Source organism: Escherichia sp. E13S3, from assembly GCF_004212325.1.
Lineage (GTDB): Bacteria > Pseudomonadota > Gammaproteobacteria > Enterobacterales > Enterobacteriaceae > Escherichia.
Window position 1 is genome coordinate 367,723 of sequence record NZ_RHJR01000007.1, and the last position, 14,400, is coordinate 382,122.

Annotated in this window: 13 protein-coding genes; 8 read left to right on the forward strand and 5 right to left on the reverse strand. The window is 49.1% G+C overall.

The window, feature by feature from the left end; translation table 11 throughout:
• Window positions 1–33: 33 nt before the first annotated feature.
• Genes ybgE through cydA form a run of 4 tightly spaced genes read right to left on the reverse strand, consistent with a single transcriptional unit; the run spans window position 34 to window position 3,178 of the window.
• Window positions 34–327, reverse strand: coding sequence for a cyd operon protein YbgE (gene ybgE, locus D9597_RS09760; RefSeq protein ID WP_063096546.1), 294 nt, complete (start codon window positions 325–327; stop codon window positions 34–36).
• Window positions 327–440, reverse strand: coding sequence for a cytochrome bd-I oxidase subunit CydX (cydX, locus tag D9597_RS09765; RefSeq protein WP_000270283.1), 114 nt, complete (start codon window positions 438–440; stop codon window positions 327–329). The genes ybgE and cydX overlap by 1 nt, the downstream gene beginning before the upstream one ends.
• A 14-nt stretch (window positions 441–454) precedes the next feature.
• Window positions 455–1,594 (reverse strand): cytochrome d ubiquinol oxidase subunit II, encoded by a 1,140-nt coding sequence (gene cydB, locus D9597_RS09770; RefSeq protein WP_130222229.1) that lies wholly within the window; start codon window positions 1,592–1,594, stop codon window positions 455–457.
• Between the two features lie 15 nt (window positions 1,595–1,609).
• Window positions 1,610–3,178, reverse strand: coding sequence for a cytochrome ubiquinol oxidase subunit I (cydA, locus tag D9597_RS09775; RefSeq protein WP_010331061.1), 1,569 nt, complete (start codon window positions 3,176–3,178; stop codon window positions 1,610–1,612).
• Between the two features lie 1,380 nt (window positions 3,179–4,558).
• On the opposite strand from cydA, the gene glmS reads away from it, so the two are divergent.
• From glmS to cobO, 8 genes are all read left to right on the forward strand, one after another.
• A complete protein-coding gene (gene glmS / locus D9597_RS09780) occupies window positions 4,559–5,008 on the forward strand; it encodes a methylaspartate mutase subunit S (RefSeq protein ID WP_130222230.1) in 450 nt (149 codons plus the stop codon).
• Window positions 5,008–6,396 (forward strand): methylaspartate mutase accessory protein GlmL, encoded by a 1,389-nt coding sequence (gene glmL, locus D9597_RS09785; RefSeq protein ID WP_130222231.1) that lies wholly within the window; start codon window positions 5,008–5,010, stop codon window positions 6,394–6,396. Before glmS ends, glmL begins: the two co-directional genes overlap by 1 nt.
• 18 nt (window positions 6,397–6,414) lie before the next feature.
• Complete coding sequence (locus D9597_RS09790; protein WP_130209900.1) at window positions 6,415–7,860, forward strand: methylaspartate mutase subunit E; 1,446 nt, start codon at window positions 6,415–6,417, stop codon at window positions 7,858–7,860.
• Entirely contained in the window at window positions 7,860–9,101 is a 1,242-nt protein-coding gene (locus D9597_RS09795; RefSeq protein ID WP_130222232.1) for a methylaspartate ammonia-lyase, read from the forward strand. The genes D9597_RS09790 and D9597_RS09795 overlap by 1 nt, the downstream gene beginning before the upstream one ends.
• Window positions 9,102–9,104: 3 nt before the next feature.
• The gene (locus tag D9597_RS09800) at window positions 9,105–10,475 is read left to right on the forward strand and encodes an acyclic terpene utilization AtuA family protein (RefSeq protein ID WP_130222233.1); all 1,371 of its coding nucleotides are present in this window, start codon (window positions 9,105–9,107) and stop codon (window positions 10,473–10,475) included.
• Entirely contained in the window at window positions 10,472–10,789 is a 318-nt protein-coding gene (locus D9597_RS09805) for a DUF4387 domain-containing protein (RefSeq protein ID WP_130214960.1), read from the forward strand. The genes D9597_RS09800 and D9597_RS09805 overlap by 4 nt, the downstream gene beginning before the upstream one ends.
• A 268-nt stretch (window positions 10,790–11,057) precedes the next feature.
• Entirely contained in the window at window positions 11,058–12,710 is a 1,653-nt protein-coding gene (locus tag D9597_RS09810) for a class I fumarate hydratase (protein ID WP_130222234.1), read from the forward strand.
• A 9-nt stretch (window positions 12,711–12,719) separates the two neighbouring features.
• Window positions 12,720–13,322, forward strand: coding sequence for a cob(I)yrinic acid a,c-diamide adenosyltransferase (gene cobO, locus D9597_RS09815; RefSeq protein WP_130222235.1), 603 nt, complete (start codon window positions 12,720–12,722; stop codon window positions 13,320–13,322).
• A gap of 33 nt (window positions 13,323–13,355) precedes the next feature.
• Here cobO and D9597_RS09820 read toward each other — a convergent pair whose 3' ends face one another.
• A complete protein-coding gene (locus D9597_RS09820; RefSeq protein WP_130222236.1) occupies window positions 13,356–14,261 on the reverse strand; it encodes a LysR family transcriptional regulator in 906 nt (301 codons plus the stop codon).
• Window positions 14,262–14,400: the final 139 nt, after the last annotated feature.

A 14,400-nucleotide genomic window follows, 5' to 3' on the forward strand; every position in this document is an offset into this window, starting at 1 on the left:
GAAGGTCCATAAATTTTTAAAGAGAATTCTGATTTAAAAGAAGAAGAAAATCAGCCCGACAATGAGAACGATATCGGCAAGCAGTGGGCAAAAAATCCCTTGCCAAAGAACCTTCTGCGGACGAAAACCCACGCCGTGAATTACGCCAGCACAGACGGCCCACATCAGCAATAAACCATGCCAGATTTCCAGTTCACTGGTCTTCGCGGCAAAACGTGATGGGTCCCAAAACATACATCCTGCTAACAGAAGCGCCATCACGAAGGAAAGCGCCCGCAGGGGGCGCTTGTCCATTACCGCATACAAAGTTGCGATAACCTTACTCATCAGCTGTCTTCTTGACCGGCTTTACCTGATTCGACGTGCTCAAGCGCCAGCGCGGTGATTACCCCAAACGAACAGGCAAGAAGCGTTCCCAAAATCCATGCGAAATACCACATTTTTAGCTCCTTACTTAGTACAGAGAGTGGGTGTTACGTTCAATATCTTCTTTGGTGATACGTCCGAACATTTTCCAGTAACACCAGGTGGTGTAGAGCAGAATGATCGGAACCAGAACCACCGCAACCCAGGTCATGACGTTAAGCGTCAGCTGGCTGGAAGTTGCATCCCACATTGTCAGACTTGCATTCATCATGGTGCTGGACGGCATCACAAACGGGAACATTGCAATACCGGCAGTCAGGATGATGCAGGCCAGCGTCAGGGAGGAGAACACAAACGCCCACGCGGCTTTATCCATACGTGCAGTCAGAATGGTCAGCAGTGGCAGAACCACACCCAGCGCCGGAATAGCCCACAGAATCGGCGTGTTGTTGAAGTTCACCAACCATGCGCCAGCTTCACGAACCACTTCTTTATTCAGCGGGTTAGAGGCAGCGTAATGGTCCATTGTCGATTTCACGACATAACCATCGATACCGTACATCACCCATACGCCAGCCAGTGCGAAGCAGACCAGTGTCACCAGAGCCGCCACCTGAGCCGTTGCACGGGTACGCAGGTGCAGCTCGCCCACGGTACGCATTTGCAGGTAGGTTGCGCCCTGGGTAATGATCATCCCTACGCTCACCACACCTGCCAGCAGGCCGAACGGGTTAAGCAGCTGGAAGAAGTTACCGGTGTAGTACAGACGCAGATATTCATCAACGTTAAACGGTACGCCCTGCAACAGGTTACCGAACGCCACACCAATCACCAGCGGCGGAACGAAGCTACCAATGAAGATGCCCCAGTCCCACATGTTACGCCAGCGGGTTTCTTCAATCTTGGAGCGGTAATCAAAACCGACCGGACGGAAGAACAAAGACGCCAGCACGAGGATCATCGCCACATAGAAGCCAGAAAACGCAGCGGCATAGACCATCGGCCAGGCAGCAAACAGTGCGCCGCCTGCGGTGATCAGCCATACCTGGTTACCGTCCCAGTGTGGTGCGATGGAGTTAATCATAATTCGACGCTCGGTGTCGTTACGACCGAGGAAACGGGTGAGCATGCCCACCCCCATGTCGAAACCGTCAGTGACTGCAAAACCAATCAGCAGAATGCCAACCAGCAGCCACCAGATAAAACGCAATACTTCATAATCGATCATTTGACGACTCCTGTCTTAGCGTGCCGGCTGAGTAGTCGTGGAGGACTGCTCAAAGTGATAGCGACCGGTTTTCAGGCTGCTTGGGCCGAGGCGTGCAAACTTGAACATTAAGAACAATTCTGCCACCAGGAACAGGGTATACAGGCCGCAAATCAGCACCATCGAGAAGATGAGATCGCCTGCGGTCAGTGACGAGTTCGCCACAGCTGTCGGCAGCACTTCACCGATAGCCCACGGTTGGCGGCCATATTCAGCCACGAACCAGCCCGCTTCTACAGCAATCCACGGCAGCGGAATACCGTACAGCGCGGCGCGCAGCAGCCATTTTTTCTCGCCAATGCGGTTGCGGATGACACTCCAGAAGGAGAGCGCGATGATTGCCAGCAGCAGGAAGCCACACGCCACCATGATACGGAACGCGAAGTACAGCGGCGCTACACGCGGAATGGAGTCTTTGGTTGCCTGTTGAATCTGAGCTTCAGTCGCATCCGCCACGTTTGGCGTATAGCGTTTCAGCAGCAGACCGTAACCGAGGTCTTTCTTCATACTATTGAACTGGTCACGAACCGCCTGGTCGGTAGAACCAGAACGCAGTTGTTCGAGCAGAGAGTACGCTTTCATCCCGTTACGGATGCGTTCTTCATGCTGAACCATCAGCTCTTTCAGGCCGATCACTGGCGTATCCACGGAACGCGTTGCAATGATGCCCAGCGCGTAAGGGATCTGGATCGCAAATTTGTTCGTCTGCTCATCCTGATCAGGAATACCGAACAGAGTAAAGGCAGCAGGCGCAGGTTGCGTTTCCCACTCGGCTTCAATTGCAGCCAGTTTGGTTTTCTGCACGTCGCCCATTTCGTAACCGGATTCATCACCCAGAACAATAACAGACAGAACGGCAGCCATACCGAAGCTTGCAGCGATAGCAAAGGAGCGTTTAGCGAAGGCGAAGTCACGACCTTTCAGCATATACCATGCGCTGATACCGAGGATGAACATCGCGCCAGTCACATAACCAGAGGCTACAGTGTGAACGAATTTCACCTGAGCAACCGGGTTAAGCACCAGTTCGGAAAAGCTCACCATCTCCATACGCATGGTTTCGAAATTGAAATCGGACGCGATTGGGTTTTGCATCCAGCCGTTCGCAACCAGAATCCACAGTGCGGACAGGTTTGAACCGAGCGCCACCAGCCAGGTGACACACATATGCTGAACTTTACCCAGACGATCCCAACCGAAGAAGAACAGACCTACAAAGGTGGATTCGAGGAAGAAGGCCATCAGACCTTCGATTGCCAGCGGAGCACCGAAGATATCCCCTACATAGTGGGAATAGTAAGACCAGTTAGTCCCGAACTGGAACTCCATGGTCAGACCGGTTGCCACACCCAGAGCAAAGTTGATACCAAACAACTTGCCCCAGAACTTGGTCATATCTTTATAAATCTGTTTGCCGGAAAGGACGTAGACCGTTTCCATAATGGCCAGCAGGAACGCCATACCGAGCGTCAGCGGCACAAAAAGGAAGTGGTACATCGCGGTCAAGGCAAACTGTAAGCGCGACAGTTCGACTATATCTAACATCATGACTCCTTGCTCATCGCATGAAGACTCCGAGAGTGAACCCCGTTAGAAAGGGTCACACGCATGCCCCAATACAAAATTATTTGCTCGCCCCTATCGTTGCCATTTCATCAAAAGAGGAAAGACAATGATAAAAAAGTTACAAATATGTTAATGAATAAACCAAATTGATCCCGTAATTATATTACGCCGCAAAATCCTTACAATAAACAGGTTTTTATTGAGCAAATTTGCATTTTTCGACAGTGATCAATTTATAGTGAAATTGTCACTATCCCACCAATTTGATCTACGACAATTTATCGCGTTTTGCAGATTTTTTTCAAGAATTAAAAATTGATTTATATCAAAATCAACCAGATATGTTAATCATGTATAATCTATAGATCATTGGTAATTTTATTGTTAATTTATTGTAACCAAATAGCGCAGTAAAATTACCACTATGGAAATGCATAGATAAAAAACCAGTATTTTATTTAACAGAACCGCCTTACCCACTTTTTATAAGACTAATTGAGTAGATTAGCCAATTTGTTGTCATTTTACATAACATATTTTTATCAAAGTTAATTGATTGTTGTCTTTATGAGCACCCATCTTTACCCCGGAATGTTATTGTTGCTTTGCTAATAATCACGTTGAAGGATGGATTTGTAGAATGCAGGAGGAGGGGAAAGAGAGCTTTTAAGCTAAATTGCATCTGATATAAGTATTTTTCCCCTTTTTATATTCAATGAACGGCTCAGTGAGCCAACATCAAACAACATGAGATTCAATAACTAAGTTTATCCTGCGTTGGTATATGTAAATTATCTTTATTACCCCAGCAGCAAGACGAGACAATGAAACGGTATTATATCTGGACGTTATTGAACACCCGCCCACTCTAAGTAATACGTTCCACTGCTCAAGAATAATCATTTGAGTAGAAGTGATTAATTAGGTCCAATGAATAGTACAACCCCAAATGAGTTATTAACCATTTGTTACTTTAAACATTACTGTTACAATTTCATGTTAAGACGGCAGTAAATTGCATTAATAATGCGCACAAAACTTTATGAACTACTTTTATAACCAGCCCCTCTTAAAAAAAATGCAAATCAGATGTTGATCACAAATATATCAACACATTAAATCAATATAATTTGAAAAATTAAAATCAATAACAACCATATACGTAACCTATTGAAATAAACGTCATATTTAAACTAACCACATAAACAAGCATTTTTCGAAAGATATTTTGAAAATAGATCAATTGCAACCTGACGACAGGACACAGACACTCCAGTGTTATTAATCATGTGCCACAGAAACGGCCATAAATACGACGTGTGTAACTTATTTTACTCTCTGTCTTACAAAGGATTACCCATGAAGAAAGCAACACTAGTGCTTGGCGTTATTGGTGCCGACTGCCATGCAGTTGGCAATAAAGTTCTGGATCGCGTTTTTACTTCTCATGACTTCAGAGTCATAAACCTGGGCGTAATGGTCAGCCAGGATGAATATATTGATGCTGCCATTGAAACTGGCGCTGACGCGATAGTGGTTTCCTCTATCTATGGGCATGGGGATATCGACTGTCTGGGTATGCGTGAACGCTGCATCGAACGTGGGCTGGGCGACATTCTGCTCTATGTAGGCGGTAACCTGGTGGTGGGTAAACATGACTTCGCTGACGTGCAAATCAAATTCAAAGAGATGGGTTTTGACCGCGTCTTCGCCCCCAGCCATGACTTAGAAGATGTCTGCCAGCTGATGTCCAACGATATCAACCAGCGTCATGGTGTTGAAACACGTATTTTCGAAGAGGCCATCTGATGCAAATCGTCTCTGTCGATATTGGATCGACGTGGACCAAAGCTGCCCTCTTTACCCGGGAGGGGGACGCGTTAACGCTGGTTAACCACGTTCTGACCCCAACCACCACGCATCATCTGGCCGATGGTTTTTTCTCAAGCCTGAATCAGGTGTTAAACATCGATAACGCCCTCCCCCTGTTAAAAAACGGCGAAGTCGCATTGAAGTACTCCTCTTCAGCCAAAGGTGGACTGGCGGTTGCCGCAATGGGATTAGTGCCTTCTATTACCCTGGAATCCGCGAAAGTAACCGCTCACTCTGCTGGCGCTAAAATAGCGCAGCATTACTCCTACAAGTTGAACCGCCGTGATATTCAGGCGCTGGAAGAGTCACCCCCCGATATCCTCTTGTTCACGGGCGGCACCGACGGCGGAGAAGAGAGTTACGGGCTAAATAACGCCCGTGTGCTGGCGGAATCAAAACTCGAGTGCGCCATTATTTATGCCGGAAACAGGGACATTCAGGACAATATACAGGACATCCTCGGGCATAAAGATCTGACTATCGTCGATAACGTCCTGCCTGACCTTGAAAATCCCTCCCCTTTCGCCGCGCGACAGGCCATCTGCGACATTTTCCTCAAACGCATTGTTAAAGGAAAAGGGCTGGATGTCATTGTTGATGAAACGGGCGAAGAGCCGATGCCAACGCCGTGGACAGTTTTTGAACTGGTTAAGGCAATCAGTAATGTCGATAGCAGTTGGAAAGAGTTCATGCTGATCGACATGGGCGGCGCAACTACAGATATGTATTCTGCCTGTGCCAATAATCTCTCACCCGACACCGTTTTACACGGCGTACCGGAACCCTTCGTAAAACGGACCGTTGAAGGCGATCTGGGAATGCGCGTCTCAGCAATGGCGGTTGGTGAAAGCGCAAAAGACTTAGTTAATGTGATCTTTTCTCAGCACCCCACGCAGCAGGACGCTTTTTATCATTATCTCCGTCATTTGGTTGCACATCCCGACCATTTACCCACTAACGCAGAAGAAAAATATTTCGATACTGTGCTGGCCGGACTGTGCGTAGGTTACGCCACTGAACGTCATGCCGGCACCAAAAAAGAGGTCTGCACCTGCGTCGGCAATGTCGATTTACAGATGGGACGCGACCTGACCACCGTGCGCAAAGTCGTTGGTTCCGGTGGATGGCTGTCGCGCGCCAGCCAGTTTGATATTCATCGTTGGTTGAAATACCGCGAGTTAAACGACGACGGCAAACGCATTCTCTTACCGACCGAATTTGAATATTACCGCGATTCACGGGGGCTATTTCCACTGCTGGCAAACGTCGCCAGAGTCGATCCGCAGGCCGCCGCGCGTACCAGTATTCAATGCTTAACCCTATAACAATTAAGGTAGCAATCAATGGAACTTCGAAATAAGAAATTAACCCATGACGAATTCATGACCGAGCGGCAACAGGTACTGAAAACCTGGGAAACCGGCAAGGATGTTGAAAACTTCGAAGATGGCGTTAAATATCAACAAACTATTCCTGATCACAAACGCTTCTCCCTTGCCCTACTGAAAGCAGACCTGGAAGGTAAAACGCTTAGCCAACCGCGCGCAGGCGTGGCGTTGATGGACGAGCACATCGAACTACTGAAAACACTGCAAGATGAGTGCGATTTGCTGCCGAGCACCATCGATGCCTATACCCGTCTGAATCGTTACGAAGAAGCCGCGGTAGGGATTAAAAAATCCATCGAAGCCGGAACCTCTAAACTGAACGGTTTACCGGTGGTTAACCACGGCGTCGCAGCATGCCGTCGTCTGACCGAAACCTTGCAAAAACCGCTACAGATCCGCCACGGCACACCAGATGCGCGGCTGCTGGCTGAAATCTCAATGGCCAGCGGCTTCACCAGCTATGAAGGCGGCGGCATTTCCTACAATATTCCGTATGCCAAACGCGTAACGCTGGAAAAATCGATCCGCGACTGGCAGTACTGCGACCGTTTAATGGGGCTGTATGAAGAGCACGGAATTCGCATCAACCGCGAACCGTTTGGCCCGCTTACAGGTACCTTGATTCCACCGTTTATCTCGCACTCTATTGCGATAATCGAAGGCTTGCTGGCACTGGAACAGGGCGTGAAATCTATCACCGTCGGTTATGGTCAGGTCGGAAGCCTGACGCAAGATATTGCGGCGATCCAGTCTCTGCGGGAACTCGCTCACGAATACTTCCAGAATCATGGCTATGCAGAGTACGAATTAAGTACGGTGTTCCACCAGTGGATGGGCGGTTTTCCGGAAGACGAGTCAAAAGCGTTCGCGATTATCTCCTGGGGCGCGGCGGTTGCTGGAATGTCGGGCGCGACCAAAGTAATCACCAAGAGTCCGCATGAAGCCTGGGGCATCCCTACCGCTGCCGCCAACGTGCAGGGACTGAAAGCCTCCCGACAAATGCTCAATATGGTTAGCGATCAGAAATTCCCACCGTGTCCTGCGGTGGAACTGGAAGTTGAGCTGATTAAGAGTGAAGTTCGCGCCGTGCTGAATAAAGTGTTCGAACTGGGGAATGGGGATATCGCGCGCGGTACGGTGCTGGCATTTGAAGCGGGCGTACTGGATGTGCCGTTTGCGCCAGCCGCCTGCAACGCGGGCAAAATTCTTCCGGTTCGCGACAACACCGGCGCGATACGCGTGCTGGAAGCCGGCGCCGTTCCGTTGCCAAAAGACATTCTCGACCTTCACCACGATTACGTTGCCGAACGCGCACGCTTTGAAGGACGCCAACCGACATTCCAGATGGTTGTTGATGACATCAATGCTGTATCCCACAGTAAATTAATAGGAAGACCATAATGAAAATAAAACAGGCCCTGTTCACCGCTGGCTACTCCTCATTCTATTTCGATGACCAGCAGGCGATAAAAAACGGAGCGGGCCACGACGGATTTTTTTATACCGGGGAGCCGGTTACGTCTGGTTTTAGCGCAGTACGTCAGGCTGGGGAGTGCGTTTCAGTTCAGTTGATTCTGGAAAATGGCGCGGTCGCGGTTGGTGACTGTGCTGCGGTACAGTACTCCGGGGCAGGCGGTCGCGATCCGCTGTTCCTCGCCGAGCATTTTATTCCGTTCCTTAATGACCATATCAAACCGTTACTGGAAGGCCGCGATGTGGATGCGTTTGTGCCGAATGCCCGTTTTTTCGACAAGCTGCGTATTGACGGCAACTTGCTGCATACCGCCGTGCGCTATGGATTATCGCAGGCGTTGCTTGACGCTACCGCGCTGGCAACGGGCCGTCTGAAAACTGACGTAGTTTGCGATGAATGGCAGTTACCGCGCGTGGCAAAATCCATTCCTTTATTTGGCCAGAGCGGCGACGATCGGTATATCGCCGTCGATAAGATGATCCTTAAAGGGATCGACGTACTGCCCCATGCGCTGATTAATAACGTCGAAGAGAAGCTGGGCTTTAAGGGCGAAAAACTGCGCGAATATATCCGCTGGCTGTCAGATCGCATTCTGAGCAAACGTACCAGCGCTCGCTACCACCCTACCCTACACATCGATGTATACGGCACCATCGGTTTGATCTTCGACATGGATCCCGTTCGCTGCGCGCAATACATCGCCAGCCTGGAAGAAGAAACACAAGGTCTGCCGCTGTACATTGAAGGTCCGGTCGATGCCGGTAACAAACCTGACCAAATTCGCCTGTTGACTGCCATCACCAAAGAGCTGACGCGCCTCGGTTCCGGCGTGAAAATTGTCGCCGACGAATGGTGTAACACCTACCAGGATATCGTTGATTTCACTGACGCAGCCAGTTGCCACATGGTGCAAATCAAAACGCCTGATCTGGGCAGTATTCACAACATCGTCGATGCGGTTCTGTACTGCAACAGCCACGGAATGGAAGCTTATCAGGGTGGCACCTGTAACGAAACCGATGTCAGCGCCCGAACTTGTGTCCACGTAGCTCTTGCCGCGCGTCCCATGCGGATGCTGGTAAAACCGGGGATGGGGTTTGACGAAGGCCTCGACATCGTGTTCAACGAAATGAATCGTACTATCGCGCTGATGCTGGCTAAGGATTAACAGATGGCTCGTTCTTTTAAAGTCTTATCACCTACTGCGATCCTCGGTTACGGCTTCCCTGAAGAGAGCTTCCGCAAAGCGATGGCGGAATCTCCCGATCTGATCGCCGTTGATGCCGGTTCTTCCGATCCTGGCCCGCACTATCTGGGGGCGGGTAAGCCCTTTACCGACCGCGCGGGAGTTAAACGCGACCTGCGCTATATGATAACCGCAGGCGTGCAAAATAATATTCCAGTGGTGATCGGGACGGCCGGTGGTTCTGGCGCAGCCCCGCATTTGGAGTGGTGTCGTCAAATTATTCACGAGATTGCGCAAGAGGAAAAACTTTCGTTTTCGATGGCGCTGATCCCGGCGGACGTTGACAAAGCCATCGTCCACCAGGCACTGGATAACGGCAAAATAACGGCGCTGGATTTTGTCCCGCCGTTAACGCACGACGCGATTGACGAAAGTACCTATATTGTCGCGCAAATGGGCATCGAGCCCTTCCAGAGGGCGCTGAAAGAAGGCGCACAGGTGGTGCTGGGCGGCCGGGCTTATGATCCGGCCTGCTTTGCCGCGCTACCCATCATGCAAGGCTTTGACGAAGGGCTGGCGCTGCACTGTGGGAAAATTCTCGAATGTGCAGCAATTGCCGCGACGCCAGGCTCCGGCTCTGACTGTGCGATGGGCATCATCGACGATAATGGCTTCACGCTGAAGACGTTCAATCCACAGCGTAAATTCACCGAAACATCCGCAGCCGCGCATACGCTGTATGAGAAATCAGACCCGTACTTCCTGCCGGGACCAGGTGGTGTTCTGAATCTGAAAGGCTGCACCTTCAAAGCCGTGAACGACGGTGAAGTTTATGTCAGCGGTTCTAAGCATGAAGAAACGCCATATGCCCTGAAACTGGAAGGTGCGCGGCAGGTGGGCTTCCGCTGCCTGACCATCGCAGGCACTCGCGACCCAATTATGATCGCCGGGATCGACAAAATCATTGAAGATGTCAAAGCCAGCGTAACGCGCAACCTGTCGCTGACCGATGACAGCATTCGAATGACATTCCACCTGTACGGTAAAAATGGTGTCATGGGCGACCACGAGCCCATGGAAACTGCCGGACATGAACTGGGGATCGTCCTGGATGTGGTCGCGCCGACGCAAGAAATCGCCAACAGTGTTTGTTCACTGGTGCGCTCCACTATGCTGCACTACGGTTATGAAAATCGCATCGCCACTGCGGGCAACCTGGCGTTCCCGTTCTCCCCTTCTGATATCCAGAGCGGACCCGTATACGAGTTTTCTATCTATCACCTGATTGAAGCCAACGACGCACTGCGCTTTGATTTCCATATTGAACAGGTGACGCCAGAAGGAGTTCAGGCATGAAACAGTCAATTGTCTCACTGGCGCAAGTCATTCGTTCGAAAAATGCCGGACCCTACGAACTGGTTTTAGATATTTTATTTAAAACGAAAGAAAACTATGAGCGAGTTAAATCATCAGGGCAATTAACTCCAGAGCTGATTGCGCGCTTATATCATGTTGAACCTGACTTTATTCATCGTATTGTCTGGTTTGATCCTTCTAATGCAGTAAAAATCGTCATGCCACGAGATATTATCTCCGGGAATGTGGGCGATAATGATGTTTATGGTGCGCAGCAGCACGCACCTTTATTAAGCATTCATTTTGACATTTAATAATTAATACTGTTTAGATTATCAACCCCATAAATGTACCTGCACAGATTTCTTTATGTCAGGTACATTTATCTAAACATATCAATAAAATTGATTACGAAGCTGCCAGCATTATCACAACAGAAATAACTGGTGGCCTACGTTCTCCTAAAAACCATACAACAATCACACGTAATTAAACAAAAAATACTTAAGTCAATACCGAATCTCTGCTGGAAAAAAACCGCCTTATCATTCGGTAAAAATAACCACAATGTGAGAACACATCATGTCCAAACCATTTATCTGGCAAGAACCGTTTTTACAATATAAAGACGCAACGGAATATAAATTAATCAGCGATCAATATATTACAGTAACGGAAATAGACGGCGAAGAAGTGATAAAAGTCGCTCCGGAAGCATTAACGTTGCTTGCCCGGGAGGCATTTTATGAAGCCTCTTTTTTCTTACGTCCCGTTCACCTGCAACAAGTCGCCAGCATTCTGAACGATCCGCAGGCCAGCAGTAATGACAGATATGTGGCCTTGCAGCTACTGCGCAATGCCGAAGTCTCAGCAAAAGGGATATTACCCAACTGCCAGGACACCGGCACCGCCACCATTGTCGCCAGTAAAGGGCAACACATCTGGACCGGGGGCAATGACGCCGAAGCCTTAAGCAAAGGTATTTACACCACTTTCCAGGAAAATAATCTGCGCTTTTCACAAAATGCGCCACTGGATATGTATACCGAAGTCAATACACAAACCAATCTTCCGGCGCAAATTGATATCAGCGCCGTCCCCGGCGACGAGTACCATTTTCTGTGTGTTAATAAAGGGGGTGGCTCTGCCAATAAAGCTGCGCTTTACCAGGAAACTAAATCTCTCCTGCAACCAGAAAAACTGACTGCGTTTTTAATCGAAAAAATGAAATCGCTGGGAACTGCCGCCTGTCCGCCCTACCACATCGCCTTTGTCGTCGGGGGACTTTCTGCCGATCAGGCGCTAAAAGTTGCCAAACTAGCGTCGACAAAATACTACGATAATCTGCCCACCAGCGGAAACGAGCAGGGACAAGCCTTCCGCGATGTTGAGCTGGAAAAAACCTTGCTCGACGCCAGCCAACAATTTGGTATTGGTGCTCAGTTTGGTGGCAAATATTTCGCTCATGATATTCGTGTTATTCGTCTACCGCGCCACGGCGGCTCCTGCCCAATCGCTATGGCACTCTCCTGTTCCGCCGATCGTAATATTAAAGCCAAAATTAACAAGCACGGCATCTGGCTGGAAAAACTCGAACATAATCCGGGACAATATATTCCAGCCTCAATGCGGGAAGACAATCACACGCATAACGTACAGATTGATCTCACTCGTCCATTGCGTGAGGTAATGCAGGAGCTCGCCACATTACCGATCGGCACCCGAGTGTCGTTAAGCGGCCCCATCGTGGTGGCGCGTGATATCGCCCACGCCAAAATAAAAGAACGACTGGATAACGACGAACCGATGCCGGATTACCTGAAACATCATATTGTCTATTACGCTGGCCCCGCGAAAACACCGGAAAATATGGCCTGTGGTTCTCTTGGGCCCACCACGGGCGGTCGAATGGACGGTTATGTCGACGCCTTCCAGGCGGCTGGCGGCAGTCTGGTGATGTTATCGAAAGGCAACCGCAGCCAGCAGGTTACCGATGCCTGTCACAAACATGGCGGCTTTAATCTGGGAAGTATCGGCGGTGCGGCGGCGTTACTGGCACAAGAATATGTCAAAAGCCTGCATTGCCTGGAATATCCGGAGTTGGGCATGGAAGCAGTGTGGATGATGGAAGTTGAAAACTTGCCCGCGTTCATTCTGGTGGATGATAAAGGCAATAATTTCTTTAGTCAGTTTGAGCAGCAACACTATTGCGCCAATTGCCCCGCCGGGCATTAAGGAAAGTGAATGGAAGCGCGGATTTCAACCGAACGACATATTCAGCGCCAGCAGAAACTGAAAGAACAGGTCGACACACGCATCGCGGCGGCGACGGAGAAAAAAGGAATATTGATTGTTTTCACTGGTAACGGAAAAGGAAAATCCACCGCTGCTTTTGGTACCGTGACGCGCGCCGTAGGTCATGGCAAAACGGTTGGCGTTGCGCAGTTCATCAAGGGACAGTGGGACAACGGCGAATATAACCTTCTCCATCCACTGGGCGTTGAATTTCATATTATGGGAACAGGTTTTACCTGGGAGACACAGAATCGGCAAGCGGATATCGACGCGGCGAAAGAGGTCTGGTCTGAATGCAAGCGGATGCTGGCTGATGAGCGTTACGATTTAGTGGTGCTCGATGAGCTGACCTACATGCTGGCTTACCATTATCTGGATACCGAAGAAGTGATCGCTTCGCTACAAAATCGCCCGACGCAGCAAAACGTCATTGTCACCGGGCGCGGCTGCCATAGTGAGATAGTAAAAATGGCGGATACGGTAAGCGAAATCCGCCCCGTCAAGCATGCTTTTGATAACGGTATTCAGGCACAGCCTGGTATCGACTGGTAATGACTGCGCCTGGCATCTCGCCAGGCGCAGGTTTTACATCTCCTCCGGTACGACCGATTTTGCCAGCAACCACTCACGAAAGAGTTGCAAGTGCGGATAATCAGCCTTCTCTTCCCGCCACGTCATAATAAAGCGATTGCCGGTACGAATAGGCACATCACACGGAATCACCATGTCACCGCTATCTAAATCGTGTTGAATTGCAAACCGGGGCAACAGCGCCACGCCGAGATTAGATCGCACGGCGGCAATCAGCATTGAAAGTAAATCAAAACGTGGCCCGTTATTCACCAACGGACTGATTACGCCAGACAATGCAAACCACTCTTCCCAGCCAGTAATACGGGTGCTTTGATGCAGCAGTGGTAGCTCACTTAATAGCTCTGCAACAGATAGTTTTTGGTCAGGAAGTGAAAGTAAACTGCCGCTGCATACCGGCAGGATCTCTTCCTCAAAGAGATATTCTACCTCCGACCAGGGCGCACAAAAATTTTCGCGCATAATGACGGCATCGTATTCCCGATTAAGAAAATCCCCGTTATTAGCTAATGAGTGAATATTGACAATTATATCGGGATACAATTTATTGAACTCACGTAAATTGGGGATCAACCAGTGCGTACTGAAAGTAGGATTGACAGCAAGCTCAATAACCTGAACCGTAGGCTGCCAGGTCATGATAGTATTCGTGTCACGTTCAAGCTTATTCAATGTTTCTTTAACAATGCCCAGATAATGCTTTCCGGCATCATTAAGAAATATTCTTTTTTTAGAATGCGCAAATAATGATATATGTAAAAAATCTTCCAGTGCGCTAACTTGCCTGAATACTGCGCTTTGGGTTAACGCTAACTCCTCTGCCGCTCTGGTATAACTTTCATGGCGTGCGACTACCTCAAAAGTTACCAACAGTTCCGTTTTGGGTATTTTTCCTCTCATAATGCCGTCCCTTAAAAATAGTTTAAACTATCAAAAAACCATTACTTATTGCTAAGTAATGGCAACCAAAGCAGCAATAGATTATTTTATAAAAATCATGATCGATATTTATAACCCAGCAAGCCCGGCGTGACAATTG

What these genes read in the sequence shown, in the direction of transcription:
- ybgE (WP_063096546.1), bottom strand. Translation starts at nt 327, where the DNA reads ATGAGTAAGGTTATCGCAACTTTGTATGCGGTAATGGACAAGCGCCCC.
- cydX (WP_000270283.1), bottom strand. Translation starts at nt 440, where the DNA reads ATGTGGTATTTCGCATGGATTTTGGGAACGCTTCTTGCCTGTTCGTTT.
- cydB (WP_130222229.1), bottom strand. Translation starts at nt 1,594, where the DNA reads ATGATCGATTATGAAGTATTGCGTTTTATCTGGTGGCTGCTGGTTGGC.
- cydA (WP_010331061.1), bottom strand. Translation starts at nt 3,178, where the DNA reads ATGTTAGATATAGTCGAACTGTCGCGCTTACAGTTTGCCTTGACCGCG.
- glmS (WP_130222230.1), top strand. Translation starts at nt 4,559, where the DNA reads ATGAAGAAAGCAACACTAGTGCTTGGCGTTATTGGTGCCGACTGCCAT.
- glmL (WP_130222231.1), top strand. Translation starts at nt 5,008, where the DNA reads ATGCAAATCGTCTCTGTCGATATTGGATCGACGTGGACCAAAGCTGCC.
- D9597_RS09790 (WP_130209900.1), top strand. Translation starts at nt 6,415, where the DNA reads ATGGAACTTCGAAATAAGAAATTAACCCATGACGAATTCATGACCGAG.
- D9597_RS09795 (WP_130222232.1), top strand. Translation starts at nt 7,860, where the DNA reads ATGAAAATAAAACAGGCCCTGTTCACCGCTGGCTACTCCTCATTCTAT.
- D9597_RS09800 (WP_130222233.1), top strand. Translation starts at nt 9,105, where the DNA reads ATGGCTCGTTCTTTTAAAGTCTTATCACCTACTGCGATCCTCGGTTAC.
- D9597_RS09805 (WP_130214960.1), top strand. Translation starts at nt 10,472, where the DNA reads ATGAAACAGTCAATTGTCTCACTGGCGCAAGTCATTCGTTCGAAAAAT.
- D9597_RS09810 (WP_130222234.1), top strand. Translation starts at nt 11,058, where the DNA reads ATGTCCAAACCATTTATCTGGCAAGAACCGTTTTTACAATATAAAGAC.
- cobO (WP_130222235.1), top strand. Translation starts at nt 12,720, where the DNA reads ATGGAAGCGCGGATTTCAACCGAACGACATATTCAGCGCCAGCAGAAA.
- D9597_RS09820 (WP_130222236.1), bottom strand. Translation starts at nt 14,261, where the DNA reads ATGAGAGGAAAAATACCCAAAACGGAACTGTTGGTAACTTTTGAGGTA.